23 protein-coding genes are annotated in these 23588 nt (G+C 64.3%); 9 read left to right on the forward strand and 14 right to left on the reverse strand.

All coding sequences use genetic code 11. From position 1 onward, the window contains the following. Positions 1-35: 35 nt before the first annotated feature. The 3 genes from obgE to rplU all read right to left on the reverse strand — a co-directional run bounded on the left by obgE (position 36) and on the right by rplU (position 1869). Positions 36-1145: a GTPase ObgE gene (gene obgE, locus GJ695_RS03625; RefSeq protein WP_154362249.1), complete on the reverse strand. Its 1110-nt coding sequence runs from the start codon at positions 1143-1145 to the stop codon at positions 36-38. 112 nt (positions 1146-1257) lie between these two features. After that, on the reverse strand, positions 1258-1518 hold the full coding sequence (gene rpmA, locus GJ695_RS03630; protein ID WP_019921557.1) for a 50S ribosomal protein L27: 261 nt from the start codon (positions 1516-1518) through the stop codon (positions 1258-1260). A gap of 39 nt (positions 1519-1557) precedes the next feature. Further along, entirely contained in the window at positions 1558-1869 is a 312-nt protein-coding gene (rplU, locus tag GJ695_RS03635; RefSeq protein WP_154362250.1) for a 50S ribosomal protein L21, read from the reverse strand. A gap of 249 nt (positions 1870-2118) precedes the next feature. Here rplU and ispB point away from each other — a divergent pair, with 249 nt between their 5' ends. Together ispB and GJ695_RS03645 are read left to right on the forward strand one after the other, a co-directional pair. Continuing rightward, positions 2119-3108: an octaprenyl diphosphate synthase gene (ispB, locus tag GJ695_RS03640; RefSeq protein ID WP_154362251.1), complete on the forward strand. Its 990-nt coding sequence runs from the start codon at positions 2119-2121 to the stop codon at positions 3106-3108. 199 nt (positions 3109-3307) lie between these two features. Further along, positions 3308-4207 (forward strand): TIGR03571 family LLM class oxidoreductase, encoded by a 900-nt coding sequence (locus GJ695_RS03645; protein ID WP_154362252.1) that lies wholly within the window; start codon positions 3308-3310, stop codon positions 4205-4207. Positions 4208-4279: 72 nt separating this feature from the next. On the opposite strand, the gene arsC is transcribed toward GJ695_RS03645, so the two are convergent. The 3 genes from arsC to GJ695_RS03660 all read right to left on the reverse strand — a co-directional run bounded on the left by arsC (position 4280) and on the right by GJ695_RS03660 (position 8012). Continuing rightward, the gene (gene arsC / locus GJ695_RS03650; RefSeq protein WP_154362253.1) at positions 4280-4627 is read right to left on the reverse strand and encodes an arsenate reductase (glutaredoxin); all 348 of its coding nucleotides are present in this window, start codon (positions 4625-4627) and stop codon (positions 4280-4282) included. Between the two features lie 41 nt (positions 4628-4668). Further along, a complete protein-coding gene (locus GJ695_RS03655; protein ID WP_154362254.1) occupies positions 4669-6990 on the reverse strand; it encodes a TonB-dependent receptor in 2322 nt (773 codons plus the stop codon). A gap of 107 nt (positions 6991-7097) precedes the next feature. Further along, entirely contained in the window at positions 7098-8012 is a 915-nt protein-coding gene (locus GJ695_RS03660) for a LysR family transcriptional regulator (protein WP_154362255.1), read from the reverse strand. 100 nt (positions 8013-8112) lie between these two features. On the opposite strand from GJ695_RS03660, the gene GJ695_RS03665 reads away from it, so the two are divergent. The 4 genes from GJ695_RS03665 to pyk all read left to right on the forward strand — a co-directional run bounded on the left by GJ695_RS03665 (position 8113) and on the right by pyk (position 13371). Then, the gene (locus tag GJ695_RS03665; RefSeq protein WP_154362256.1) at positions 8113-9201 is read left to right on the forward strand and encodes a tartrate dehydrogenase; all 1089 of its coding nucleotides are present in this window, start codon (positions 8113-8115) and stop codon (positions 9199-9201) included. A 71-nt stretch (positions 9202-9272) separates the two neighbouring features. Then, the gene (locus GJ695_RS03670; protein ID WP_154362257.1) at positions 9273-10664 is read left to right on the forward strand and encodes a dicarboxylate/amino acid:cation symporter; all 1392 of its coding nucleotides are present in this window, start codon (positions 9273-9275) and stop codon (positions 10662-10664) included. Then, on the forward strand, positions 10661-11947 hold the full coding sequence (locus GJ695_RS03675; RefSeq protein ID WP_154362258.1) for a glycerate kinase type-2 family protein: 1287 nt from the start codon (positions 10661-10663) through the stop codon (positions 11945-11947). Before GJ695_RS03670 ends, GJ695_RS03675 begins: the two co-directional genes overlap by 4 nt. A gap of 2 nt (positions 11948-11949) precedes the next feature. Then, complete coding sequence (pyk, locus tag GJ695_RS03680) at positions 11950-13371, forward strand: pyruvate kinase (protein WP_154362259.1); 1422 nt, start codon at positions 11950-11952, stop codon at positions 13369-13371. On the opposite strand, the gene GJ695_RS03685 is transcribed toward pyk, so the two are convergent. The 4 genes from GJ695_RS03685 to GJ695_RS03700 form a co-directional block, all read right to left on the reverse strand. Continuing rightward, positions 13368-14420, reverse strand: coding sequence for a DMT family transporter (locus GJ695_RS03685; RefSeq protein WP_154362260.1), 1053 nt, complete (start codon positions 14418-14420; stop codon positions 13368-13370). The genes pyk and GJ695_RS03685 overlap by 4 nt on opposite strands. Before the next feature lie 76 nt (positions 14421-14496). Next, on the reverse strand, positions 14497-15882 hold the full coding sequence (locus GJ695_RS03690; protein ID WP_154362261.1) for a cytochrome c: 1386 nt from the start codon (positions 15880-15882) through the stop codon (positions 14497-14499). 7 nt (positions 15883-15889) lie between these two features. Next, positions 15890-17668 carry a GMC family oxidoreductase gene (locus GJ695_RS03695; RefSeq protein ID WP_154362262.1) on the reverse strand — a complete coding sequence of 593 codons (1779 nt, stop codon included), beginning with the start codon at positions 17666-17668 and terminating at the stop codon, positions 15890-15892. An 8-nt stretch (positions 17669-17676) separates the two neighbouring features. Next, positions 17677-18366 (reverse strand): gluconate 2-dehydrogenase subunit 3 family protein, encoded by a 690-nt coding sequence (locus GJ695_RS03700; protein ID WP_154362263.1) that lies wholly within the window; start codon positions 18364-18366, stop codon positions 17677-17679. Between the two features lie 185 nt (positions 18367-18551). Between GJ695_RS03700 and GJ695_RS03705 the strand changes: the two genes are divergently transcribed. Continuing rightward, the gene (locus tag GJ695_RS03705) at positions 18552-19307 is read left to right on the forward strand and encodes a FadR/GntR family transcriptional regulator (protein ID WP_154362264.1); all 756 of its coding nucleotides are present in this window, start codon (positions 18552-18554) and stop codon (positions 19305-19307) included. Here the strand turns inward: GJ695_RS03705 and GJ695_RS03710 are convergent. Both GJ695_RS03710 and GJ695_RS03715 read right to left on the reverse strand, forming a co-directional pair. Then, on the reverse strand, positions 19300-20100 hold the full coding sequence (locus GJ695_RS03710) for a substrate-binding periplasmic protein (RefSeq protein ID WP_166455074.1): 801 nt from the start codon (positions 20098-20100) through the stop codon (positions 19300-19302). The genes GJ695_RS03705 and GJ695_RS03710 overlap by 8 nt on opposite strands. A gap of 7 nt (positions 20101-20107) precedes the next feature. Continuing rightward, positions 20108-21430: a chloride channel protein gene (locus GJ695_RS03715; RefSeq protein WP_154362266.1), complete on the reverse strand. Its 1323-nt coding sequence runs from the start codon at positions 21428-21430 to the stop codon at positions 20108-20110. Positions 21431-21503: 73 nt separating this feature from the next. Between GJ695_RS03715 and GJ695_RS03720 the strand changes: the two genes are divergently transcribed. Next, entirely contained in the window at positions 21504-21992 is a 489-nt protein-coding gene (locus GJ695_RS03720; RefSeq protein ID WP_154362267.1) for a MarR family winged helix-turn-helix transcriptional regulator, read from the forward strand. 4 nt (positions 21993-21996) lie between these two features. Here GJ695_RS03720 and GJ695_RS03725 read toward each other — a convergent pair whose 3' ends face one another. Continuing rightward, a complete protein-coding gene (locus GJ695_RS03725) occupies positions 21997-22614 on the reverse strand; it encodes a DUF1109 domain-containing protein (RefSeq protein ID WP_229260387.1) in 618 nt (205 codons plus the stop codon). Positions 22615-22634: 20 nt separating this feature from the next. Further along, positions 22635-23219 (reverse strand): sigma-70 family RNA polymerase sigma factor, encoded by a 585-nt coding sequence (locus GJ695_RS03730; protein WP_154362269.1) that lies wholly within the window; start codon positions 23217-23219, stop codon positions 22635-22637. Between the two features lie 137 nt (positions 23220-23356). On the opposite strand from GJ695_RS03730, the gene GJ695_RS03735 reads away from it, so the two are divergent. Continuing rightward, a complete protein-coding gene (locus GJ695_RS03735) occupies positions 23357-23587 on the forward strand; it encodes a pentapeptide MXKDX repeat protein (protein ID WP_154362270.1) in 231 nt (76 codons plus the stop codon). Position 23588: the final 1 nt, after the last annotated feature.

A 23588-nucleotide genomic window follows, 5' to 3' on the forward strand; every position in this document is an offset into this window, starting at 1 on the left:
CAGCTGATAACTGATTATGCCGGTGATGCGGGCGATTAGTCGAGGATTTTGAAGCGCGGATCGTCCGGATCGATCGACGAAATGCCGCGCGCCTCTTCGGTCATCTGCGTTTCCTCCGAGCGCTGCTCGGTGTGGCGCGTTTCTTCCAGGTGCTTCTGGATGGCGTTGACCAGCTCCTGCGTGCCGTCGTGGCTCAGCGCGGAGATCTCGAACACCGGCCCCTTGAAGCCGAACTTCTTGATGAAGTCCTTGACCTTCTTGGCGCGCTCTTCTTCCGGCACCATGTCCAGCTTGTTCAGCACCAGCCAGCGCGGCTTGTCGACCAGTTCTTCGTCGTACTTCTTCAGCTCGTTGACCAGCGCCTTGGCTTCCTTGACCGGATCGACGCTCGCCTCGAACGGCGCCAGGTCGACGATGTGCAGCAGCAGGCCGGTACGCGACAGGTGACGCAGGAACTGGTGACCCAGGCCCGCACCTTCGGCGGCGCCTTCGATCAGGCCGGGAATGTCGGCGATCACAAAGCTCTTCTCGTGCGACACGCGGACCACGCCCAGGTTCGGGTGCAAGGTGGTGAACGGATAGTCGGCGATCTTCGGCCGCGCGTTCGACACGGCGGTGATGAAGGTCGACTTGCCGGCGTTCGGCATGCCCAGCAGACCGACGTCCGCCAGCACCTTCAGTTCCAGGCGCAGCGTGCGGATTTCGCCTTCCTTGCCCGGCGTCTTTTGACGCGGCGCGCGGTTGGTCGAGGTCTTGAAGTGGATGTTGCCCCAGCCGCCCTCGCCGCCTTTGGCCAGCAGCTCCTGCTGACCGTGCTCGCTCAGGTCGGCCAGGATCTCGCCACTGACGTCATCGATGATCAGGGTGCCCAGCGGCATGCGCAGGAACATGTCATCGGCGCCACGGCCATAGCAGTCGGCGCCACGGCCCGGTTCGCCGTTGCCGGCGCGGTGCACTTTGGAGAAGCGGAAATCGACCAAGGTATTGATGTTACGGTCCGCTACGGCCCAGATCGAGCCACCCTTGCCGCCGTCGCCGCCGTCAGGGCCGCCAAACGGGCGGAATTTTTCACGGCAAAACGACGAGCAGCCATTGCCGCCGTCACCACCGATTACTTCAATTTTTGCTTCGTCGATAAACTTCATGATGTACCGCCATAAAACTAAAAGGCTCTACCGGGGGGCAGAGCCTTTCGATTGAAGGCTTGCGCCTTACAAAACAGCCCGTCACGACATGCGCGCGGGCCGTGAGCGTAATTTACGCTGCTGCTACTACGGTGACGTACTGTTTCGAGCCTGCGCCCTTAACAACAAACTTCACCACGCCGTCCACCAGGGCGAACAGGGTGTGATCTTTGCCGGTGCCTACACCTTCGCCGGCGCGCACTGGGGTGCCGCGTTGACGAATGATGATGCCGCCTGCATTGATGGTTTGGCCGCCGTAGACTTTAACGCCCAGACGTTTTGATTCTGAGTCACGACCATTTCGCGTTGTGCCGCCGCCTTTTTTGTGTGCCATGCTAAAGCTCCTTGGATACTAAAAAGTGTCGATACGCGATTAGGCGTTGATCGAAACAACTTGGATTTCGGTGTAGTTCTGACGGTGACCCTGATGCTTCTGGTAGTGCTTACGACGACGCATCTTGAAGATCGTCACTTTTTCGTGACGGCCGTGGGAAACAACAGTAACCAGAACCTTCGCACCTTCAACCAGCGGAGCACCGAACTTGATGCTGTCGCCCGCGCCAACGGCGAGGACTTGGTCAATGGTGATTTCGGAACCAATGTCTGCCGGTATCTGTTCTACTTTAAGTTTTTCGCCAGCGACAACTTTATACTGTTTGCCACCGGTTTTTATGACCGCGTACATGATTTGAAACCTCTCAAATGTTTAGAAAAATCCCCGGGGAAACCGGAGAACCGCAGATTATACACAGGAACCAAATTTGCGTCAAAAACTATTCACAAATGGTGGATGGCGTGGTATGTCAAACAATTTTACCGGGGCGCCGCTTAACATTACAGCAATGTAATTGCGCCAAACGCAGGGCTGACGCCCCTGTGGACGGGGGCATGACGTATAATCTCGCCACCATTAGTCTAACTGCACAGGTTCGCCTTGTCTGCCGCTACCCAAAACGCCACCCAAAACACCATCACCCAAACCATTGCCGCCGATATGGACGCGGTCAACCTGGTGATCCGTAAAAGCCTGCATTCCGAGGTCTCCCTCGTCAATCAGATTGCTGAATACATCATCAGCGCCGGTGGGAAACGCATCCGCCCGGTCCTGGTGCTGCTGGTGGCCAACGCCTGGTCCTACCAGGGCACGGCGCACCACGAGCTGGCGGCGGTGGTGGAGTTCATCCACACCGCCACGCTGCTGCACGACGACGTGGTCGACGAATCGTCGCTGCGCCGCGGCCGCGCCACCGCCAACGCCCTGTTCGGCAACGCCGCCTCGGTGCTGGTGGGCGACTTCCTGTATTCGCGCTCGTTCCAGATGATGGTCGGCCTGAACAATATGCGCGTGATGCAGATCCTGTCGGATGCCACCAACGTCATCGCCGAAGGCGAAGTACAGCAACTGCTGAACATGCACGATCCGGACGTGACCCAGGAACGCTACCTGCAAGTGATCCGCTCCAAGACCGCCAAGCTGTTTGAAGCGGCCGCCGAGCTGGGCGCGCTGGTGGCTGGCGCCAATGACGAGCAGATCGCCGCCGCCGGCGAATACGGCCGCTCGCTGGGCACCGCCTTCCAGCTGATCGACGACGTGCTGGATTACGCCGGCGACGCCGCCGAAATCGGCAAGAACGTCGGCGACGACCTGCGCGAAGGCAAGCCGACGCTGCCGCTGATCTACCTGATGGAAAACGGCACGCCGGAGCAGCGCGAGCTGGTACGTTCGTGCATCGAACAGGGCGACGAGCAGCACTTCGACACCATCCTGGCCGCCATCACCACCAGCGGCGCGCTGGACTTCACGCGCGAGCAGGCGGTCATCGCCGCCAAGCGCGCCTCCGAAGCGATCGCCGGCCTGCCGGACAGCGTCTACAAGGAATCGCTGCTGCAACTGGCGCACTTCTCGGTCCACCGCAACCACTAACCGTAAATCCGGGGTCAGGTCCCCCATTTCTACACGAGCTCAACCCTATGCGCGCATAGGGTTGAGCTCGTGTAGAAATGGGGGACCTGACCCCGGATTTGTCATTGCGGCCACCGCAACAATCATTTGTTCCCGCACCGATTTTTCTTTGCCCATCAGAAGCCTAGACTGAGGCCTTCTGATATCGCAAGGAACAATCATGCTGGACAAACTGACGCAAGGCGGCTTCTCGATCGGCCTCGAACTGCCGCTGGATAACGACTGGTCCCCTGCCGGCGACCGCGCCCGCCGCGAAGCCGGCCGCCTGCCCGGCGAACCGGACCTGCAGCACCACGCCGAACTGGCGGTGCTGGCCGACCAGCTCGGCTTCCGCGCGCTGTGGGTGCGCGATGTGCCGCTGTACGATCCATCGTTCGGCGACGCCGCCCAGGTCTTCGAAACCTTCAGCTACCTCGGCTACCTGGCCGGCGTCACCAAAAACATCCTGCTCGGCACCGCCGCCGTGGTGCTGCCGTTGCGCGAACCGGTGCTGACCATGAAGTCCGCCGCCACCGTCCAGCAACTGAGCAACGGCCGCCTGCTGCTCGGCACCGCCAGCGGCGACCGTCCCGTCGAATACCCGATCTTCGGCCGCGACTTCGACACGCGCGGCGCCGCATTCCGCGACCAGGTCGCCAAACTGCGCGCCGGCCACGATCCCGCCTGGCCGCCCGGCATCCAGCTGCTGCCACGCGTGCAGCAGCCTATCCCGCTGCTGGTCGCCGGCCTGGCGCAGCAGACGCCGCAATGGGCCGGCGCCAATATGGACGGCTGGCTGGCCTATCCCGGCACGCCGGAAGACCACGCGCGCCGCGTGGCCCTGTGGCGCGAAGTGGCCGGCGACAAGCCCTACGTCAGCTTCATCCACCTCGACCTGCTGGCCGATCCCGACGCCCCGCTGCGCCGCCACCGCTTCGGCGCCTCGACCGGCCGCAACGGCCTGATCGCCGAACTGCAAGCGATGCAGGCAGCCGGTGTCGACCACATCGGCCTCCACCTGCGCCGCAACCAGCGCCCGCTGGCCGAGACAATCGAAGAAATCGCCGCCTACATCCTGTAGAAACCAGAGTCAGTTCTGCCAATCGCACACGAGCTCATGTACCAATGGCAGAACTGCCCCCCCCCCCCCGGATTACAGAATTTCCTGCACCAGCTCGGACGGACGGCACAGGCGCACGCCTTTGGCCGTCACCACGAACGGGCGTTCGATCAGGATGGGATGGGCCATCATCGCGTCCAGCAAGGCGTCGTCCGACAGCGCGGTGTCGGCCAGGCCCAGTTCCACGTACAGGTCACCCTTGTTACGCATGGCCTGACGCACGGTCAGGCCGGCCTTGGCGATCATCTTCTGCAGCGCCGCGCGGGTTGGCGGGTTCTTGATGTAGTCGATGATCTCCGGCTCCACGCCGCTCGCGCGGATCGCTTCCAGCGTTTTGCGCGACGTCCCGCAGGCGTTGTTGTGGTAGATGGTGACGCTCATGATGCTGCCTTTGTGCTGAATATCAAAGGCAGCATTATCGCTTAAAACTTCGTCGCCAGACTCACGCCGATGCTGCGCGGCGCCAGCCGGTAGCCCTGCACAATCGACGCCACCTGCGGGTGCTGGATGATGGTGTCGGTGTCGAACGCGTTCTTCACAAACACGGTGAACGCATAGCTGCCGAAGGTCATGCCGCCACTGAAGTCCGTGCTGTGATACGCCGGACGCTCATGGTCGGTCTGTTCCGGGTCCAGCGATCCGGTGCTAGAGCCGACCCACTGCATGCCCGCCATCACAAACGCCGGCCGCTCCCACGCCGAGAAGTTGTAGGTGGCGTTGATCGCCGCGTTATATTTCGGCACACCCTGAATCTGCGCGCCGGCCACCGCGCCCACCACGCCATTCTGGCTGCCCACATCGTTCGACAGTTCCGCCTTCACGTAACCGCCCGATGCGCTCAGCGTCAAACCAGGCAGCGGCTTGGCCTTGATGTCGAACTCGAAGCCCTTGGTGGTAGCGTCGCCCGCGTTGGCGTTGTAGGTGTAGGCGCAGGTCGGCAGATACACGCCCTGCTGGATGTTCTTCCACTTCACGTAGAACACGTCCGCGTTCAACGTCACGCGGTTGTTGAGGAAGCGCGATTTGCTGCCCACCTCATAGCTCCACAAGCTGTCCGGCGAATACGACGGCGGCCCCGCCGTGATGCCGTTCGCTTCCAGGTCCGGACCGCAGGTGGTCGGCGGCACGTAGATGTTGGCGCCGCCCAGGCGGAAGCCCTTGGCCACGCTGGTGTAGACGGTGTTGGTCGGATTGACTTCCCACGTCAGCGCATACTTCGGCGTGAAGGCTTTCGAATCCGTCTCGGCGCCGCTGTTGTTGCCGGCGCCGGCCAGGTAGTTGCCGTTGCGCTGTTCCAGCGTGGTATTTGCCTTCAGGTAGCGCGCGCCGACAGTGGCGTGCACGGTCGGCGTGAAGTAGTAATTCAGCTCGCCGAAGATCGACGCCTGTTTCTCGCGGTAGTGGAAGGCGCCGGCAAACGAGTTATCGTTCGGGAACTGGCCGGGACGCGCATCCGGCAGCAGATCCGGATCGGCGATATCGAAGCCGAACTGCTTGAAGGTGTCGGTGACGCCGAAGATGGGATCGTTCTCGATGATGTTGGTGTGCTGGCGCGAGAAGTACGTCCCCGCCAGCCAGGTCCACGGCGACACCTTCTCGTCATACGGACGCGAAGCCAGGCGGAACTCCTGCGATACCTGCCGCACCTGGTTATTCAGGTACACCGCCGACGGCAAGCCGGCGATCGCCTCGATCAGCTCCGGCGGCGCCTTGCCGCCATCCGCCGTCGACGTCAGGAAGGTCGACAGCGAATAGCTGTTGTAGGCCGAACCGTTCTGCGTGCGGTCGAACTTGCGCTCGAAGTAGCTGGTGGCCGAGGTCAGATCAAACGCGCCCAGGTCCCAGTTGACGGTCACGCTGGGCGCCAGCAGCTTGTCGATTGACGGTTCGCGCACCTGCTTCTGCGCCTGGTACAAGGGCAGATCCAGATTGAATGCCGCGATATCCTTGGCGTCGATACGCTGGTAGTAGACCGACGGCGTCACCGTCAGCGCGCGCGTTGGCCGCCACTTGAGCGAGGCGCGCACTTCCTGGTCGTTGATCTTGTTGATGTTGTTGGCGATGACGCCGCCGTCACCATCCACCTGATTGATAAAGCCGCCCGTGTGCTGCGCCTGCACGCCGATGCGCAGCGCCAGTTCGTCGGGAATCAGCGGCAGGTTGGCGACCACGTTGGCCGCATAGTTCGCGCTGCCGCCCTTGGTGTTGGACGCCTCGGTGTAGGTGGTGAATTCGCGCTCCTTCAGATCCGGCTCGTTCGGCACGAACTTGATGGTGCCGCCCATCGAACTGGCGCCGTACAAGGTGGCCTGCGGACCGCGCAGCACTTCCACCCGGTCGATGTCGAAGAAGCGCGGCTCGATATTCCCCATGGTGTAGACGTTGCCCACGGTGACCGGCGTGTCGCCAAGGTAGATGCCCACCGTGGCCGCCCCCGCCGTCGAGCTGATGCCGCGGATTTCGACGTTGGAGGTGCCCGGCCCAGCGCCGCCATTGCCGCTGGCGGCGGTGAAGGAGATATTCGGCACCACGCGCGTCAGGTCGGTGATGTCGCGCACATGCTCCGCCTGCAGCTGGGCACCGGTGACGGCGGTGATACTCATCGCCACCTTGGCCGGATCTTCCTTGCGCTTTTGCGCGGTCACTTTCACGACTTCGATTTCGTCCGACTGCTGCTGCGCCCAAACCGGGGCACTGAAAGCCGCCAGTACGGCGGATGCGATGAGTTTGCGTCGAATATCCATGTCCGATCTTCTCCTTGGCGCCCCAAAATTGGGCATATGCTTATATTTACCACATTGGTATTTTTACAAAGCAAAAAACTTGCCAAGGTGTGTTTTATTTGAAACGCTTATTTGAAGCGTTTGAAGCTTTCGGACAGAAAATCGACAAAAGTACGGATGCGCGCGGAAAGCTGGTGCCGCTGCGGATACACCGCATAGATATCCGCGTCCGGCGTCCGGTAGTTGGCCAGCACCGGCGCCAGCCGCCCGCTTTGCAGATAACGCTCGATATCCCACTCGGCCCGCATCAGGATGCCGTGGCCATCCAGCGCCCAGTTGACGGCGATCTCGCCATCGTTGGTGGTCAGGTTGCCGCGCACGCGCACCGCATCGCCGGTGCGGTCCCCTTCGCGTCCCGTAAACAACCGCCACACACCATACGCCTCGTCGCCCTGGCGGATGCAGATGCAGTTGTGCCGCGCCAGCTCGGACGGCGATTTCGGCTCGCCATGCTTTTCCAGATACTTGGGCGAGGCGCACAGCAAGCGCCGGTTGGCCGCCAGCCGCCGCGCAATCACGCGCGTGTCGGCCGGCGCGCCGAAGCGGATGCAGACGTCGAACTGGTCGTCCGTCAGCGGCGGCGGATCGACCGAGAGCTGCAACTGCACATCCACCTGCGGATACTGCAGCACGTACTGCGAGATCGCCGGCGCGATGTGCAGCCGGCCGAAACCCAGCGTGGCGTTCACGCGCAACTGTCCTTTCGGCACGCCCTTGGAAGTGGTCAGCAGTTGATCGAGATCGGCGATCTCGCCGAGGATGCGGCGTGCGTGCTCCAGCAGCACCTCGCCCTCCGGCGTGAGGCTCATGCGGCGCGTGGTGCGGTTCACCAGCGGCACGCCGACACGCGACTCGATGAACGCCAGCCGCTTGCTGACCGCCGACGTGGTGATGCCCAATTCGCGCGCCGCCCCGCTCAAGCTGCCCGCATTGGACAGCGCGACGATAAAACTCAGCTCCGCTGGTTGAAAACCGCTGCTCATCGATTGTGGAGTCCAGGGTTGATAATGGATTGAGTTTAGCCACCTTAACGCGCGCCGTCCATTCCTTAAAGTGCATCCATTCACTTTTAAGGAGACAGCAATGAAGACCTACCACATCGCAACCATTCCAGGCGACGGCATCGGCAAGGAAGTCGTGCCCGCCGGCCAGCAGGTGCTGGCCGCCCTGGCCGCCGCCAGCAGCACCTTCCAGTTCACCTTCGAAGACTTCGACTGGGGCGGCGACTACTACCGCAAGCACGGCGAAATGATGCCGAAGAACGGCCTGGACGCGCTGCGCAACAAGGACGCCATCCTGTTCGGCTCCGCCGGCGATCCGGATATCGCGGACCACATCACGCTGTGGGGCCTGCGCCTGAAGATCTGCCAGGGCTTCGACCAGTACGCCAACGTGCGCCCGACCCGCATCCTGCCCGGCATCGACGGCCCGCTGAAACGCTGCAAGCCGGAAGACCTGAACTGGGTCATCGTCCGCGAAAACTCGGAAGGCGAATACTCCGGCGTCGGCGGCCGCGTGCACCAGGGCCACCCGATCGAAGCCGCCACCGATGTCTCGATGATGACCCGCGTCGGCGTCGAGCGTATCCTGCGCTACGCCTTCAAGCTGGCGCAATCGCGTCCACGCAAGCTGCTGACCGTGATCACCAAGTCCAACGCCCAGCGCCACGCGATGGTGATGTGGGACGAGATCGCGCTGGAAGTCTCGCGCGATTTCCCGGACGTGAAGTGGGACAAGGAACTGGTGGACGCCGCCACCGCGCGCATGGTCAACAAGCCGGCCACGCTGGACACCATCGTCGCCACCAACCTGCACGCCGACATCCTGAGCGACCTCGCCGCCGCGTTGGCGGGCAGCCTGGGCATCGCGCCGACCGGCAACATCGATCCGGAGCGCCGCTATCCGTCGATGTTCGAACCGATCCACGGTTCCGCCTTCGACATCATGGGCAAGGGTCTGGCCAATCCGGTCGGCACCTTCTGGTCCGTGGTGATGCTGCTGGAGCACCTGGGCGAGCACGAAGCGGCGCAGCGCGTGATGCAGGCCATCGAATCCGTCACCGCCACGCCGTCGCTGCACACCGGTGATCTGGGCGGCAAGGCCACCACCGTCGAAGTCACCAACGCCGTCTGCGCCTACCTGGCCGCCGACAAGGAGCGTAAAGCCGCTTGATCAAACGCCCGCCTCCACCGGCCATCAAGAGCCGGGGAGGCACGCCTTGGGGAACACATAAAGGAGACATCATGTATAAGCGATTCTTTGGCAAGCTATACGTGCAGGTGCTGGTCGGCGTCATCGCCGGCGGCCTGCTCGGCTATTTCTATCCCTCGCTCGGCGCGGACTTCAAGCCGTTGGGCGACGCGTTCATTAAACTGATCAAGATGGTGTTCGCACCGGTGATCTTCGCCATGGTGGTGCTGGGCATCGCCAAGATGGAAAGCATGAAGGAACTGGGCCGCGTCGGCGTGCGCGCACTGATCTACTTTGAAGTGATGTCCACCTTTGCCCTGGCGCTTGGCCTGCTGGTGGTGAACGTGGTCAAGCCCGGCGCCGGCATGAACGTCGATGCCGCCACGCTCGATACGCACAGCATCGCCAGCTACACCGCAGCCGCTGCACACACGGACGGCTTCATCGACTTCCTGCTGCACATGATACCCACCAGCGTGATCGACGCGCTAGCCAAGAATGACATCCTGCAGATCCTGGTGTTCGCCACCTTGTTCGGCATCGCCCTGTCGCACATGGGCCGGCGCGCCAAGCCGGTGGTGGATTTTCTGGAAGCGTTCAGCAACAGCATGTTCATGGTGGTCGGCATGATCATGCGCGTGGCACCGTTGGCGGCGTTTGGCGCGATCGCTTTCACGGTCGGAAAATACGGCCTCGGCTCGCTGCTGTCGCTGGGCCAGCTGATGGGCAGCATGTACATCACCTGCATCGCCTTTGTGTTCGGCGTGCTGGGCGTCGTGGCCAAGGTATCGGGCTTCAGCCTGTGGAAGTTCCTTCGCTATATCAAGGACGAGATCTTCACGGTACTGGGCACCAGTTCATCGGAATCCGTGGTGCCGCAGATGATGCGCAAGCTGGAACACCTGGGCGTGTCCAAGCCGGTCGTCGGCCTGGTGATTCCGGCCGGCGTGACCTTCAATCCGGATGGGCAGTGCATCTACTACACCATGGCGGCGATCTTCATCGCGCAGGCCACCAACACACCGCTGACGATGATGGATCAATTCGTGGTGCTGGGTGTGCTGATGGTGACGTCCAAGGGTTCGGCCGGCGTCACCGGCTCCGGCTTCATCACGCTGGCGGCCACGCTGGCGTCGATGGGCAAGATCCCGGTGGCGGGCATGGTGCTGCTGCTTGGCGTGGACCGCTTCATGTCGGAGGCGCGCGCCATCACCAACACCATCGGCAACGCGGTGGCCACCATGGCGATTGCCAAGTGGGTCGGCGCAGTGGATCAGGAGCGCATGCACCGCGTGCTGAATGGCGAATCGACGGAAGAGGAATTGCGTTCGCTGTACGAGGTTGAGGATGCGCCGGAGCGGCCAGTCGCAGCGCCTGCGGCCAACGCGCCGGTCATCGCCTCGATTGCCGCCGGCCCCGCTGAAGTTCACAAGGTCACAGCATGAACACGCTGAACGACAACGCGGCGCGCCTGCTGCTGCGCCGGATGTTCGACGCCGCCATCGCCGCCGCGCAGCCGGCGTTGTGCGTACCGCCCGCCCTGCCGGCCGCACCGAAAGGCCGCCTGGTCGTCATCGGCGCCGGCAAGGCGTCCGCTGAAATGGCGCGCGCCGTGGAGCGCAGCTGGCAAGGCCCGCTCACTGGCCTGGTGGTCACGCGCTACGGCTACGCGGTCCCGTGCGAGCGCATCGAAATCGTCGAAGCAGCGCATCCGGTCCCCGACGCGGCAGGCCTGCAGGCCGCCCGCCGCATCCTCGACCGCGTCCAAGGCCTCACTGCCGACGACACGGTGCTGTGCCTGATCTCGGGCGGCGGCTCCTCGCTGCTGCCATTGCCGCTGGAAGGCATCACGCTGGAAGACAAGCAACAGGTCAACCACGCGCTGCTGCAGTCCGGCGCCAGCATCAGCGAAATGAACTGCGTGCGCCGCCACCTGTCAGCCATCAAGGGCGGCCGGTTGGCAGCGGCCTGCCATCCGGCCAAAGTCGTCACGCTGCTGATCTCCGACGTCCCCGGCGACGACCCGCGCGACATCGCCTCCGGCCCGACGGTAGCCGACGCCAGCACCTGCGAAGACGCCCTCGCCATCATCCGGCGCTACGCCATCGACCTGCCGGAGCGCGTGCTCGAAGTCCTGCGCAGCGGCCGTGGCGAGTCGATCAAGCCCGGTGATCCGCAACTGGCCGGCAATGAAATCCGCATCATCGCTACGCCGCAGATGGCGCTGGAAGCCGCCGCCCGCGTCGCTGCGGAACACGGCCTCACCGCCCACATCCTCGGCGACAGCATCGAAGGCGAAGCGCGCGACGTCGGCAAAGTCATGGCCGGCATCGCGCTGCAAGCGGCGCGGCGCGGCCAGCCGTTCCGCGCGCCGTGCGTGCTGCTTTCCGGCGGCGAAACCACCGTCACCGTGCGCGGCACGGGACGCGGCGGACGCAATGTCGAATTCCTGCTGTCTTGCGCCATCGCCCTGCGCGGCGAAGCCAACGTCTACGGGCTGGCCGGCGACACCGACGGCGTGGACGGCCTGGAAGAAATCGCCGGCGCCTGCATCACGCCGGACACGCTGGCGCGCGCCTTCGCCGCCGGCCTGCGTCCAGCCGACAGCCTGGATAACAACGACGGCCACGGCTTCTTCCAGGCGCTGGGCGACAGCATCGTCACCGGCCCCACGCTCACCAATGTCAACGACTTCCGCGCGCTGCTAATCGCGCGCAGCGAGGATTAACCATGCACCGCAACCGCCACGCCAAAATCGTCGCCACGCTCGGCCCGGCCAGCAGCGACCGCGCCACCATCGAAGCCCTGTTCAAGGCCGGCGCCGACGTCTTCCGCCTCAACTTCAGCCACGGCAGCCACGCCGACCACAAACAGCGGCTCGACATCATCCGATCTATCGAGCGTGACAGCGGCCGCCCCATCGGCGTGCTGCTCGACCTGCAAGGTCCCAAGCTGCGCCTCGGCGCGTTTGCCGACGGCCCGGTCACGCTGCAAGCCGGCGACGCCTTCCGCGTCGACATGGACCACGAACTGCTGGGCGACCAGCGCCGCGCGCCGCTGCCGCATCCGGAAATCTACGCCGCGCTGGAGGTCGGCACCGACCTGCTGATCGATGACGGGCGCGTGCGCCTGCGGGTGGAGTCCTTCGGCCCGGAACATGCCGAAACGCGCGTCATCATCGGCGGCCGTGTCTCGGACCGCAAAGGCGTCAACGTGCCGGGCGTGGTGCTGCCCATGTCCGCCATGACCCAGAAGGACCACGCCGATCTGGACTACGGCTTGAACCTGGGCGTGGACTGGATCGCGCTGTCCTTCGTGCAGCGCGCCGAGGATATCGAGGAAATCAAGCGCATCGTCAACGGCCGCGCGGGCATCGTCGCCAAGCTGGAAAAGCCGGCCGCCATCCACAGCCTGGAAGCCATCGTCGCCGCCAGCGACGCGGTGATGGTGGCGCGCGGCGACCTGGGTGTCGAAATGCCGCCGGAGCAGGTGCCGGCGATCCAGAAGCGCATCGTGCGCGCCTGCCGCAAGGCCGGCAAGCCGGTCATCGTCGCCACGCAGATGCTGGAATCGATGGTCGGCGCGCCGGTGCCCACGCGCGCCGAGGCGTCCGACGTCGCCACCGCCATCTATGACGGCGCCGATGCGGTGATGCTGTCGGCCGAATCGGCCTCCGGCCAGTATCCGCTGGATGCGGTGCGCATCATGGATTCCATCATCGTGCAAACGGAAGCCGATCCGCACTATCGCGAAACGGTGGCGGCGGGCGTCAGCAACGAAGGTGCGGCGCTGGCGTCGGACGGCATCGGAGTGGCTGTGCGCAGCGTGGCGGCGGCAATGCCGGTGGCCGCCGTGGTGGCCTACACCAGCTCCGGCTACTCCGCGCTGCGCATGGCGCGCGAACGGCCCGGCGCGTCCATCGTTGGCATGACGCCGCATGCAGCCATCGCGCGCAGGCTGGCGCTGTGCTGGGGCGTGTATCCGGTGCTGTGCAACGAAGTGGTGGACGTGATGGAGATGAGCGAATGGGCCTGTAGCACCGTGCAGCGCGAGGCCGTGGCGCGCGTGGGCGACACCATCGTCATCTCGGCTGGCATCCCTTTCGGCACGCCGGGCACCACCAACCTGCTGCGGATTATGCAGATCGCCTAGTGTTCGTGGCGGTGATGAATGTCCGGATAGTGCGCGTGGCTGTGCCGCAGCCGCGCATGCTGGTGCGGATGCGCATGCGGCTCGGTGCCGTCCCAGTCGAAATCATGCGTGTGCTGGTGGTGCGCGTCATGGGCATGCATGTGCGCGTGCGCCATCGGCTCGTGTTCATGCTCGTGGGCGTGCGACTCGGTCAGGTGCAGCCAGATGCCTCCCGCCATCAGTGCGGCGGCGATCCAGAACACCAGGTCCGGCGCCTCGCCCAGCATCAGCAGCGACAACGCGGCGCCGGCGAAAGGCGCCATCGAAAAGTAGGCGCCGGTGCGCGCCGTGCCCAGATGGCGCAGCGCCAGCACGAACAGCACCAGGCTCAAACCATAGCCGCAAAAGCCCACCACGCCGGCCAGCAGCACGGTGCGCGCTTCCGGCAGCTCGCCGCCCAGCGCCAGTCCGATCGCCAGATTGACGGAACCTGCGGCCAGACCTTTGATGCAGGCGATCTGCAAGGGATCGCTGGCCGACACCTTGCGCGTCAGGTTGTTGTCGATGCCCCAGCACAGGCAGGCGCCGATGATGGCGACCACGCCCCAAGGTCCGCCGTCAGTCGCCGTGTGATCCCACGACAGCAGCACGCCCGCCGCGATAATCAGCAGCATGCCGACGAAGATGCGGCGGTCGAAATTTTCCTTGAAGACGAACCACGCCAGCAGCGCGGTCAGCACGCCCTCGATGTTCAGCAGCAGCGAAGCGCTGGAAGCGGAGACGCTGTGCAATCCCAGCATCAGCAGCACCGGCCCCGCCACGCCGCCTGCGGCGACGGCCGCGGCGAACCATGGCAGATCGCGCGCCGTCAGCGTCGATGGCTTGTCCTGTGCATCGCGACGCGACACCGCGCGCACCGCATACCAGATCGCCAGGCCGATCCCGCTGCCGAGATACAGCAAGCCCGCCAGCGCCACCGGGGGCATCTGCCCCACCAGCACCTTGGCAAACGGAGTGCTGGCGCCGAACAGGATGGCGGCAGCCAATGCGTAGATAACGCCTGTATGCATGATGGTGTCCGATAAAAGAAATGGCCTTCCGAAGAAGGCCATATTCTACAGCGATATCATTTGCTTACTTCGCCGCTTACTTCGTATCCAGCTCACCGACGCGGCTTGGACGCACAATCGCCTTCGGCAGCGTACCCGCGCGACCGGCGGCATAGGCGGCCTCCGTCACCGGCTGCACCGGTATCGACACCTTGCGCACCTTGGCCACATCCTTGGCGGTCGTGGTGCCGCCCTGGTTGCCCCAGCTGGTCTGGATGAAGTTGACCACCTCGGCCACCTGCTGGTCATTCAGCTCCTTGGCATACGGCGCCATGGTCAGCGTGGACGGCGCGGTATGCGTACCCGGCACCGCGCCGCCGGACAGGATGATGTTGATGGCCGACGTGGCGTCCGCCGTCTGCAACACCGCATTGCCGGCCAGCGCCGGGAAGGCCTTGCCGTAGCCCATGCCGTCGGAACGGTGACAGCCCGCGCACTTGTTCAGGTAAGTCAGTGCGCCGGCGGTAGCAGGCTTGCCGTTGTAAAGCGCCTGCGCCGTCGTCTGATCGCTGACAAACGGCTTGGCGTTATTCGCAGCAGGAAGCGACTTCAGATAGCCGGCGATGGCGGCCAGATCGCCCTCGTTCAGGTACTGCGTCGAATGCGCCACCACATCGTTCATCGCGCCGAACGACGCGGTGTGGTCGTTGCGGCCGGACTTCAGGAACGCCACGATGTCCGCATTGGTCCAGCGCGCCAGCCCACCGCCATGTTCGTTACGCAGCGATGGCACGCCCCAGCCGTCGATGACCTGGCCGCCGGCCAGATACACCGTGTTATCCAGGCCGTTCAGCGCCTTCTCCTGCATGCCGACGCCGCGCGCGGTGTGGCATGCGCCGCAATGGCCCAGGCCTTCCACCAGATACGCGCCACGCAGCAATTGGGCATTGGCGTCCGAGGCAGCCGGCGCCTCATACGGCTGCGGCTTCGGCGCAAACACCCAGCGCCAGATCGTCAGCGGAAAACGCATCGACAGCGGCCAGACGATGTCCGACTTGCGGTTCGGCGTCGCCGCCGGCTGCACGCCGTTCATGAAGTAGGCATACAGCGCCTGCATGTCGGCGGTGCTCAACCGTGAATACGAGGGATACGGCATCGCCGGATAGACCGTGTAGCCGGCCTTGGTGACGCCGGTGCGCATCAACTTGTCGAAGTCGGCAAAGCTCCAGTCGCCGATGCCCTCCTTCCTGTCCGGCGTGATGTTGGACGAATAGACCTTGCCGATCGGCGTAGCCATGCCCAGTCCACCGGCAAACGGCTTGCCGCCCGCCACGCTGTGACACGCAAAGCAGTCACCCGCGCGCGCCAGATACTCGCCCTGCTTGATCAGTTGCTGGTCCACGCCTGCGGCCCAACTGCCGGAGCCGGCCAGCGCCAGCGCCAGGCCGGCAATGAGGTTCGTTACGTTAAATTTTTTGTTCATGGACGACTCACGCGGCAACTAGTGGACGGGGATCTTTCAGGTACTGCTCGCGGATCGCCTTGGCGCACCAGTAGGTCAGCGCGGCGGCCAGGCCGGTCGGGTTGTAGCCGATACCGACCGGGAACACGCTCGAACCGACAGCGAAGACGTTGGACACGTCCCAGCTTTGCAGATAGCGATTGAGCACACTGGTCTTCGGATCGGTGCCCATCGCCGTGCCGCCGGCCCAGTGGGTGGTCTGGTAGCTGCGCAGGTCCAGGTGATCGCCGAAGTTCTTGACCGCGACGTGGATCGATTTCGGATTCATCGCCTTGGCTACCGCCAGCATCTTGTCGGTAACGTAGCGGCTCATCTTGATATCGTTGTCCTTCCAGTCGAAGGTGAAGCGCAGCAGCTTCTGGCCAAACTGGTCGGTGTAAGTCGGATCGAGATCGACATAGCAGTCGCGGTACACCATGTTGGCGCCATGGACGTCGAACGACACCGTGTTGGCATAGTTGTCCTTCACCGCGCGTTTCCACGCCGCGCCCCAGGCCGGCGTGCCGTTCGGCACCGGAATGCCGGCGATCGGCTTGACGCCGGCCGGATTACACCACGCCGGCGAACCGCCGACGAAGCCCAGCGGGCCGTGATCGAAGTTGTCGCCGTTGTAGTCGTCCACCGCCACGCCGTTGCCGCCGGAGCCGATGAAAGGATTGGTGTTCTTGTCCGGATCGAAGAACATCTGCACGGTCGACATGGTCTGGTAGGCGATATTGCGGCCAACCACGCCCTCGCCGCTGACCGGGTCATACGGCTTGCCGACGCCGGACACCAGGAACAGATGCGCGTTGTTGTAGGCGAAGGTGCTGGCGATCACCAGGTCGGCCGGCTGCTCGACGGTCTTGCCGTCGGCGTTGACGTAGGTAACGCCGGTGGCCTTCTTCTTGCTGGCGTCCAGATTGATGCGCAGTACATTGCAGTTGGCGCGCAACTCAAAATTGCTCACCTGGCGCAGCGCCGGCATGATGTTCACCTGCGGCGACGCCTTGGAATAGTTGTAGCACGCGAAGCCCGAGCAGTAGCCGCAGAAATTACACGGCCCCATCTGGCAGCCATACGGATTGGTGTACGGGCCGGACGCGTTCGACGACGGCGCCACGAAGGGATGCAGGCCCACCTCGGCAGCCGCCTTCTGAAACAGGTGCGCGGTGTACGGCACTTTCTGCGGCGGCAGCGCGTAATGGTCCGAGCGGTTCGGCTCGAAGAAATTGCCTTCGCCGACCACCTTGCCATTGACGCGGTAAGCCACGCCCGAGGTGCCGAACACTTTCTCGACGAAATCGAAATGCGGCTCCAGCTCTTCATACGTAACGCCAAAGTCCTGGATGGTCATGCCTTCCGGGATGAATTTCTTGCCGTAGCGTTTTTCGTAGTGCGTCTTCAGTTGCAGCTCTTCCGGCAGCACGCGCCAGTGCTGGCCCGACCAGTGCAGGCCGGCGCCGCCAACGCCGGTGCCCGGCTTAAACGCGCCGATCTGACGATACGGCACGGCCAAGCCGCCCACGTCGTGACGGAAGGTGAAGGAACTCTTGGACATGTCCTGGAACAGCTTGGAGCGCTGGATGTAGGTCAGCTCGTCCAGCGTTTTCGGATAGGCGCCGTCCGGATAGGTGTCGCGGTACTCGCCGCGCTCCAGCGCCAGCACTTCCATGCCGGCCTCGGTCAGTTCCTTGGCCATGATGGCGCCGGTCCAGCCGAAGCCGACAATGACAACCTCGACTTTTTTCAGTGTGATATCTGCCATGTGATTCCTTAAGCGATCGAGGCAGGCGGCAGCGGATAGTGCTTGCCGTATTGCTCGACCCAGTCCATATAGTCGCCGCGCGCGCCGGGGAAATTGATCATGCGCCACGCCGCCATGTCCTTGTTACCGCCGTGGACAGGGTCGCTGAAATAGCCTTCGCGGGTGTTTTGCAACAGCTGGCCGAAAAAGACCGCTGGCGGTACTTCGCCGATGGCCAGCGTGCCCTTCTCCAGTTCGCCGATGACGGCGTCCTGCTGCGCAGCATCCAGCGCGGCGAAGCCCTTGCCCAGCTTTTGCTGGGTGACCGTGTTCAGGCCGGCCAGCGCGCTGCGGTACAGGTCGCGCGGCGCCATGTGGAACTGGTAGCCGAACTCCGGCGGCGAGGCCACAAACGGCGCCTGCATGAACCACAGCTTGCCGTAGGCATACGGCGTGTTCATTTGCAGGTCGATGAATTCATGCACGCCCGCCTCCAGCGCGCTGGGGCCGTCGCTGTTGGGCGGGATCAGGCGCTGCACCAGCGCCATCAGCGTTTGCCATTCCGCCTCGGTGAAATAGGCGGGACGATACGCCTCCGCCGGCGACACGCTGGCCGCCACGCCGACGCCCGCGCCGGCGATCAACGCCACCGCCGGCGCTGCGGTCACAGCCTTGCGCAGGAAGTTCCGCCGATGCGGAGAGATGCCAATAACTTTCATGATTAGCCTTTCGAATTGTATTAAATCTGTTCTTAGTTGTTCTTAATTCGTGCAATGATACTCGTAATTCAGTATTTTTGTACATTGATGAAATAATGTGTACCGAGCAGATTCTGCCGAAAGGCGTGCTTAACCACTGTGCGGTGGCTACAATAGCGCCGCAACCAGGAGCCAACATTTACATCATGGATACATCGCACACCACCCAGGGTTCCTTCGCCGCCGGCACGCTGGGCGAGCGGGTCGCCGCCGCACTGCGCAGGAAAATCCGCGACGACGCGCTGGCCGTCGGCACCCGTTTGCCGTCGGAACAGGCGATGGCGAGCCATTTCCAGGTCAGCCGCAACATCGTGCGCGAGGCCATCGCATTGCTAAAGAAGGAAGGCATCCTCGATACCCGCAAGGGCAGCGGCGCGTTCGTGCACCGCTTGCCGGAAGCGGAATCGGATGCACTGACGGCGCGCTCCATCGAATCGCTGCTGAACCTGATTGAAGTACGGCGCGGGCTGGAAGGCGAAACGGCGGCGCTGGCGGCATTGCGCCGCACGCCCGGTCAATTGCTGGAACTGGAACGCGCCCTGCAAAGCATCGAGGTAGCGGTGGCGAATGGCCAGGATGGCGTGGAGGAGGATTTCCGCTTCCACCTGCTGATCGCGCAGGCGACCGGCAACAGCGCCTGGTCCACGCTGGTGGAAATGTTCGCCGCGCCGATCCGCTCGGCGGTGCAGGTGACGCGCGCCAACGAGGCGCGCCGCGCGGAACTGGCGGAACAGGTATTGAACGAGCACCGCCAGATCCTGGCCGCCATCAGCGCCGGCTCACCGGAACAGGCGCGCGCGGCGGCGATCGAACACATGCAGCAAGCCGCCAACCGCGTGCGCCAGGCCGACCGCGAGTTCTGGCAAGGCGACGGCGGCGCGCTGGCGCGTCAGATCATTTAATGACGGCTTTGGCGACCTCTTTCGGCGTCAGGTATTTTTCCAGCACGCGCTTGACGAAGCCGTCTTTCTGCATCGACTTCAACACGCCCTCCCACGCCTGCAACTGCTCGGCGGAGAAGTTCTTGCGCGAGAACGCCAGCGTGCGCAGCGGCGTGGTCTCGTCGGGGAACCAGTCGACGATCTCGACGCGATTCTGCATGCCCAGGTCGGCCAGTTCTTTTTCATACTGAAGCGGAATCGCGAACATCGCATCGAAGCGGCCGGAACCCAGCATGCGGAAGGCGGTGGTCGGCGAAGCGCCCTGCTCCAGCCGGCGCTCGCGCTCCATGCGCGCCAACCACTGGTCCCGTTCACCGCCATAGTTCACGCCGCGCACGGCGCCGAAGCGCAGCGCCGGGCGCGCCGCGAAGGCATCGCTGGTCTTGACGCCGGCGGCCGTGTCGCGCCGCAGCACGATGGCGAAGCGCTGCTGCATGTAGGGGACGAAAAACGCGTAGCTGTCGCGCTGATGGTTGACCAGGGCGGCGGTGACGATATCGACCTGCCCGGCCTGCAACATGGCATAGGCGCGCGCGCGGGGCGGCGTGAGGGCTTCGACGCGGCACCCCGAACGCCGGGCCAGCTCCGCCACCAGCTCGCGGTCGACGCCCCTGTCGCCAAAAGACAGATAGCCGGTTTCATAAAACGCCACCCGCACCGGGGCGGCCGGACAAGGCACGGCGGCACGCGCAGCGCAGGTGGTCAGTGCAAAACTCAGCGTTACAATGGAAAACGTCAGACGGCTGGCAGACATGGTTCCCCTATTTTTCGGCGGCGGTCGCATTCGTCAATTGTTGCTGCGCCAGCACGCTGTACAGCGGCGCGCTGATGACGCGCGAGACGGTGCGCGCCACCATCGCGCAGGCCATCAGGCTCAACACCATCGAATGGCCATCCACCATCTCCATCACGATGATAAACGAAGTCAGCGGCGCCTGGGTGGCGGCGGCCAGGAAGCCGACCATGCCCAGGGCGATCAGCGCGGTCGCGTTCGGCGCATGCAACAGCAGCGCGATGTCGTTGCCGATCGCCGCGCCGATGGCCAGCGACGGCGCGAAGATCCCGGCCGGCACGCCGGACCAGGTGGTCAGCCAGGTGGCGACAAACTTCAGCAGCAGGAACAGCGCCGGCAAGGTCTCCTGCCCCGCCACCATGTGGCGCGTGTGGCCGTAGCCGCTGCCGAAGGTGGCGCCGGCCGACACGTAGCCGATCAGCGCCACCAGCAGGCCACACACGGCGGCGAACAGCACCGGCCGGGCGCCGCGCAGGCGCGACATCAGGTCGCGTCCCTTGCCGCCCAGCGAAGCTTGCAGCAGCCGCGAAAACACGCCGCCCAGCACCCCGCTGGCCACGGCGACCAGCAGCCCCGGCAGCAGCAGCGACAGGTCGATGCCGCTGGCGTGGATGATGCCGAAATAGGTGGCGTTGCCGTAGACCGACACCGCCATCAGCCCGGCCAGCACGATGGCCGACATCAGCAGCCCGCTGCTGCGCTGTTCCGGCGTGCGCGACAATTCTTCGATGGCGAACATGATGCCGGCCAGCGGCGTGTTGAAGGCGGCGGCGATACCGGCCGCGCCGCCGGCCACCAGCAGGCCGTGCGTGCTGACGGCCGAGCGCTCCGGCAGCCAGCGGCGCGCGGTCAGCATGATGCCGGCCGCCACCTGCACCGACGGCCCTTCGCGGCCCAGCGACAGGCCGGCCAGCAGGCCCCAGGTCGTCAAGCCGACCTTGGCCAGGCTGAGTTTCAGCGACACCAGCCGGTTTTGCACCGGCGCCGACGCCAGCGGGTCGAGCGCCGCCATCACCTGCGGAATGCCCGAGCCGGCCGCCGCCGCAAAGTAGCGCGGCGTGACCCAGACGATGGCCGCCGTGCACAGCGGCGTCCACAGCAGCGCGATCCACGGATGGGAGCGGAACGCCTGCATGAACAGTTCCAGCGCCTGCTCGCCCAGCCAGGTGAAGGCGACGATGGTCAGGCCGGCGACACAGGCGGCGGCCACAACGATGCCGCGCGTGGCCCAGATGCGCCAATCGCGGAACTCGCGGTTAAAGGACGAGGTGATGTCGTGCCGGGTTTTCATGTGCGCGTCAAATATATTTGTACAAATATATTTTACGCTATTCCGGGCTGACAATTGCGCTATCATCCCGCCCATGCAAGCGAATCAACCTCCCTCACCCGAGGCAGCGCCGGCCACCCGGGTGCTGCGCCAGTTCCGCGTGGTCTTCAACGCGGTCAAGACCCATTTCCGCAACGTTGAAAAAACGGCCGGCATCGGCGGTTCGCAGCTGTGGGCACTTAGCGTGATCCAGCAGCAGCCCGGCATCGGCGTCAACGGCCTGGCGCGCGCGCTGGATATTCACCAGACCACCGCCAGCAATCTGGTCAAGGCGCTGGTGGCGCAAGGATTGATCGAACAGTCCAAGGACGGCGCTGACCGGCGCGCGGTCGCCATGACGCTCTCGCCGGCCGGCGAAGCCAGCCTGCGCAAGGCGCCGATGCCGTTTGCCGGCGTCCTGCCGGACGCGCTGGCGTCGATGGATGCGGCCACCCTGGCGCGCATGGAGCAGGATCTGAACACGCTGATCCTGGCGCTCGCAGCCGGCAACGCCGGCGCCGATACACCGTTGTCCGACCTGTAATGCCTTACCAGGCCAGCGCGCGCGGCCCCGCCAGCGCGCCGATGGCGCTGGCAATCAGAATACCCAGCAAATACCACGATCCGACGAACACGGCGCTCATCTCGGGACAATGCAGGCAGTACACCAGTGCGGCCGAGGCACCGGCGGCGAATCCCGCCGCCGCGCCGGCCAGGCGCAGGCGTGTCGGGGCGAGTCCGCGCATGATGTGCAGCGCGGCGGCCAGCATCGGCAGCGACAACAGCGCGATAAGGAACGGGCAGTAGCGCCAGGTACGGCCCCAGAACAGCGCCGCGCGGAATTCCGGCGACGTCTGCCACAGCAGGGCCGCCGCCGCCAGCCAGACCGCCAGCACCGGCGCGGCCAGATACAGCGGCAGCCTGGCCGTCCTCACGCCGGGCACGGCCAGGCGTTTGACCGCCGTCCAGCCGGCAGCGGCCAGCGCGGCCGCAAACACAACCTTCAGCCAGAAGGCCGGCAATGCCGCCGCCTGCGCCAGGTCGGGCCGCACGCCGAGCAACGCCAGCATCAATACGACGCACGCCAGCAGGCCGGCCAGCAGCGGCAATAGGGTGGCGCGCGTCGGCCGCGCGGCGACGCCGACGTCTGGCCCGCTGGACAACATTGTGATCAAGTCATCTGTCTTCATAGTGCATCTCTCAAGATCGCGGCCAGGGCTTTCAAGCCGCGATGTACCGATACTTTGATGTCGGCCTCCGACATGCGCAACAGGCCCGCCGCCTCGCGTACCGACAGTCCGTCCAGTTTGGTGTGAATGATGGCGTCGCGCTGCTTGTCCGGCAGTTTGGCCAGCAAGGTGGCCAGGTCGCGGCGCGCATCGCCGGCCGCCTCGTCGGCGCTGGAAAACAGCGCGCTCTCGCCCTCGCTTACCTCGTCCAATGGATCGTGCAGGCTGTCGCGCCGGGCGTGGCGGCGCAGCCAGTCGATCAGCTTGTAGCGGGCGATGGCGTAGACCCAGGCCGTCAGCGGCACGCCGGTGTCATAGCTGAGGCGCTGGTTGTGAATCGCCAGCAGCGATTCCTGCACCAGGTCTTCCACCTCGTCCGGCCAGCGGTTCAGGCGGCGCCGCAGGAAGGCGCGCAAATGCGTCGCCGTCGCCTGCAGGAAGCGGCGATAGGCCAGGGCGTCGCCCTCCAGGCCTTGCAGGAACAAGGCATGCAGGCGTAGTTCGGTGCTGCGTAAAGGATCCACCTCAGGTATTCGTTGCATCGCGGCCCATGGTTACAGCGGTTGCAAAATAAATTTTATCCGGGCGCCGTGTAACCAATTTCCTGTCTGCTGCGAACTCACTGTTACTGCGGCGCCGTCGCACGACTTCTGCTGTTTAACTTCACTGAGGAACCATCATGAAAAAAATCACCGCCGCCTTGATCGCCGCCTGCCTGACCCTGTCCGGCGCGGTCTACGCCCAGGATGCCATGAAGAAGGAAGACATGCCCAAGGATGCCATGAAAAAGCCCATGCACAAGGAAAAAATGGCGAAGGACGAGATGAAGAAGGACAAGATGGCCAAGGAGGAAATGAAAAAAGACGAGATGAAAAAGGACGAAATGGCCAAGGATGCGATGAAAAAATAAG

It is taken from the genome of Duganella alba (assembly GCF_009674495.1).
Lineage (GTDB): Bacteria > Pseudomonadota > Gammaproteobacteria > Burkholderiales > Burkholderiaceae_D > Rugamonas > Rugamonas alba.

Bases quoted from the DNA above. Each gene is read 5' to 3' on its own strand.
- obgE (WP_154362249.1), bottom strand. From the start codon at position 1,145: ATGAAGTTTATCGACGAAGCAAAAATTGAAGTAATCGGTGGTGACGGC.
- rpmA (WP_019921557.1), bottom strand. From the start codon at position 1,518: ATGGCACACAAAAAAGGCGGCGGCACAACGCGAAATGGTCGTGACTCA.
- rplU (WP_154362250.1), bottom strand. From the start codon at position 1,869: ATGTACGCGGTCATAAAAACCGGTGGCAAACAGTATAAAGTTGTCGCT.
- GJ695_RS03645 (WP_154362252.1), top strand. From the start codon at position 3,308: ATGCTGGACAAACTGACGCAAGGCGGCTTCTCGATCGGCCTCGAACTG.
- arsC (WP_154362253.1), bottom strand. From the start codon at position 4,627: ATGAGCGTCACCATCTACCACAACAACGCCTGCGGGACGTCGCGCAAA.
- GJ695_RS03655 (WP_154362254.1), bottom strand. From the start codon at position 6,990: ATGGATATTCGACGCAAACTCATCGCATCCGCCGTACTGGCGGCTTTC.
- GJ695_RS03660 (WP_154362255.1), bottom strand. From the start codon at position 8,012: ATGAGCAGCGGTTTTCAACCAGCGGAGCTGAGTTTTATCGTCGCGCTG.
- GJ695_RS03665 (WP_154362256.1), top strand. From the start codon at position 8,113: ATGAAGACCTACCACATCGCAACCATTCCAGGCGACGGCATCGGCAAG.
- GJ695_RS03670 (WP_154362257.1), top strand. From the start codon at position 9,273: ATGTATAAGCGATTCTTTGGCAAGCTATACGTGCAGGTGCTGGTCGGC.
- GJ695_RS03675 (WP_154362258.1), top strand. From the start codon at position 10,661: ATGAACACGCTGAACGACAACGCGGCGCGCCTGCTGCTGCGCCGGATG.
- pyk (WP_154362259.1), top strand. From the start codon at position 11,950: ATGCACCGCAACCGCCACGCCAAAATCGTCGCCACGCTCGGCCCGGCC.
- GJ695_RS03685 (WP_154362260.1), bottom strand. From the start codon at position 14,420: ATGCATACAGGCGTTATCTACGCATTGGCTGCCGCCATCCTGTTCGGC.
- GJ695_RS03690 (WP_154362261.1), bottom strand. From the start codon at position 15,882: ATGAACAAAAAATTTAACGTAACGAACCTCATTGCCGGCCTGGCGCTG.
- GJ695_RS03695 (WP_154362262.1), bottom strand. From the start codon at position 17,668: ATGGCAGATATCACACTGAAAAAAGTCGAGGTTGTCATTGTCGGCTTC.
- GJ695_RS03700 (WP_154362263.1), bottom strand. From the start codon at position 18,366: ATGAAAGTTATTGGCATCTCTCCGCATCGGCGGAACTTCCTGCGCAAG.
- GJ695_RS03705 (WP_154362264.1), top strand. From the start codon at position 18,552: ATGGATACATCGCACACCACCCAGGGTTCCTTCGCCGCCGGCACGCTG.
- GJ695_RS03710 (WP_166455074.1), bottom strand. From the start codon at position 20,100: ATGTCTGCCAGCCGTCTGACGTTTTCCATTGTAACGCTGAGTTTTGCA.
- GJ695_RS03715 (WP_154362266.1), bottom strand. From the start codon at position 21,430: ATGAAAACCCGGCACGACATCACCTCGTCCTTTAACCGCGAGTTCCGC.
- GJ695_RS03720 (WP_154362267.1), top strand. From the start codon at position 21,504: ATGCAAGCGAATCAACCTCCCTCACCCGAGGCAGCGCCGGCCACCCGG.
- GJ695_RS03725 (WP_229260387.1), bottom strand. From the start codon at position 22,614: ATGTTGTCCAGCGGGCCAGACGTCGGCGTCGCCGCGCGGCCGACGCGC.
- GJ695_RS03730 (WP_154362269.1), bottom strand. From the start codon at position 23,219: ATGCAACGAATACCTGAGGTGGATCCTTTACGCAGCACCGAACTACGC.
- GJ695_RS03735 (WP_154362270.1), top strand. From the start codon at position 23,357: ATGAAAAAAATCACCGCCGCCTTGATCGCCGCCTGCCTGACCCTGTCC.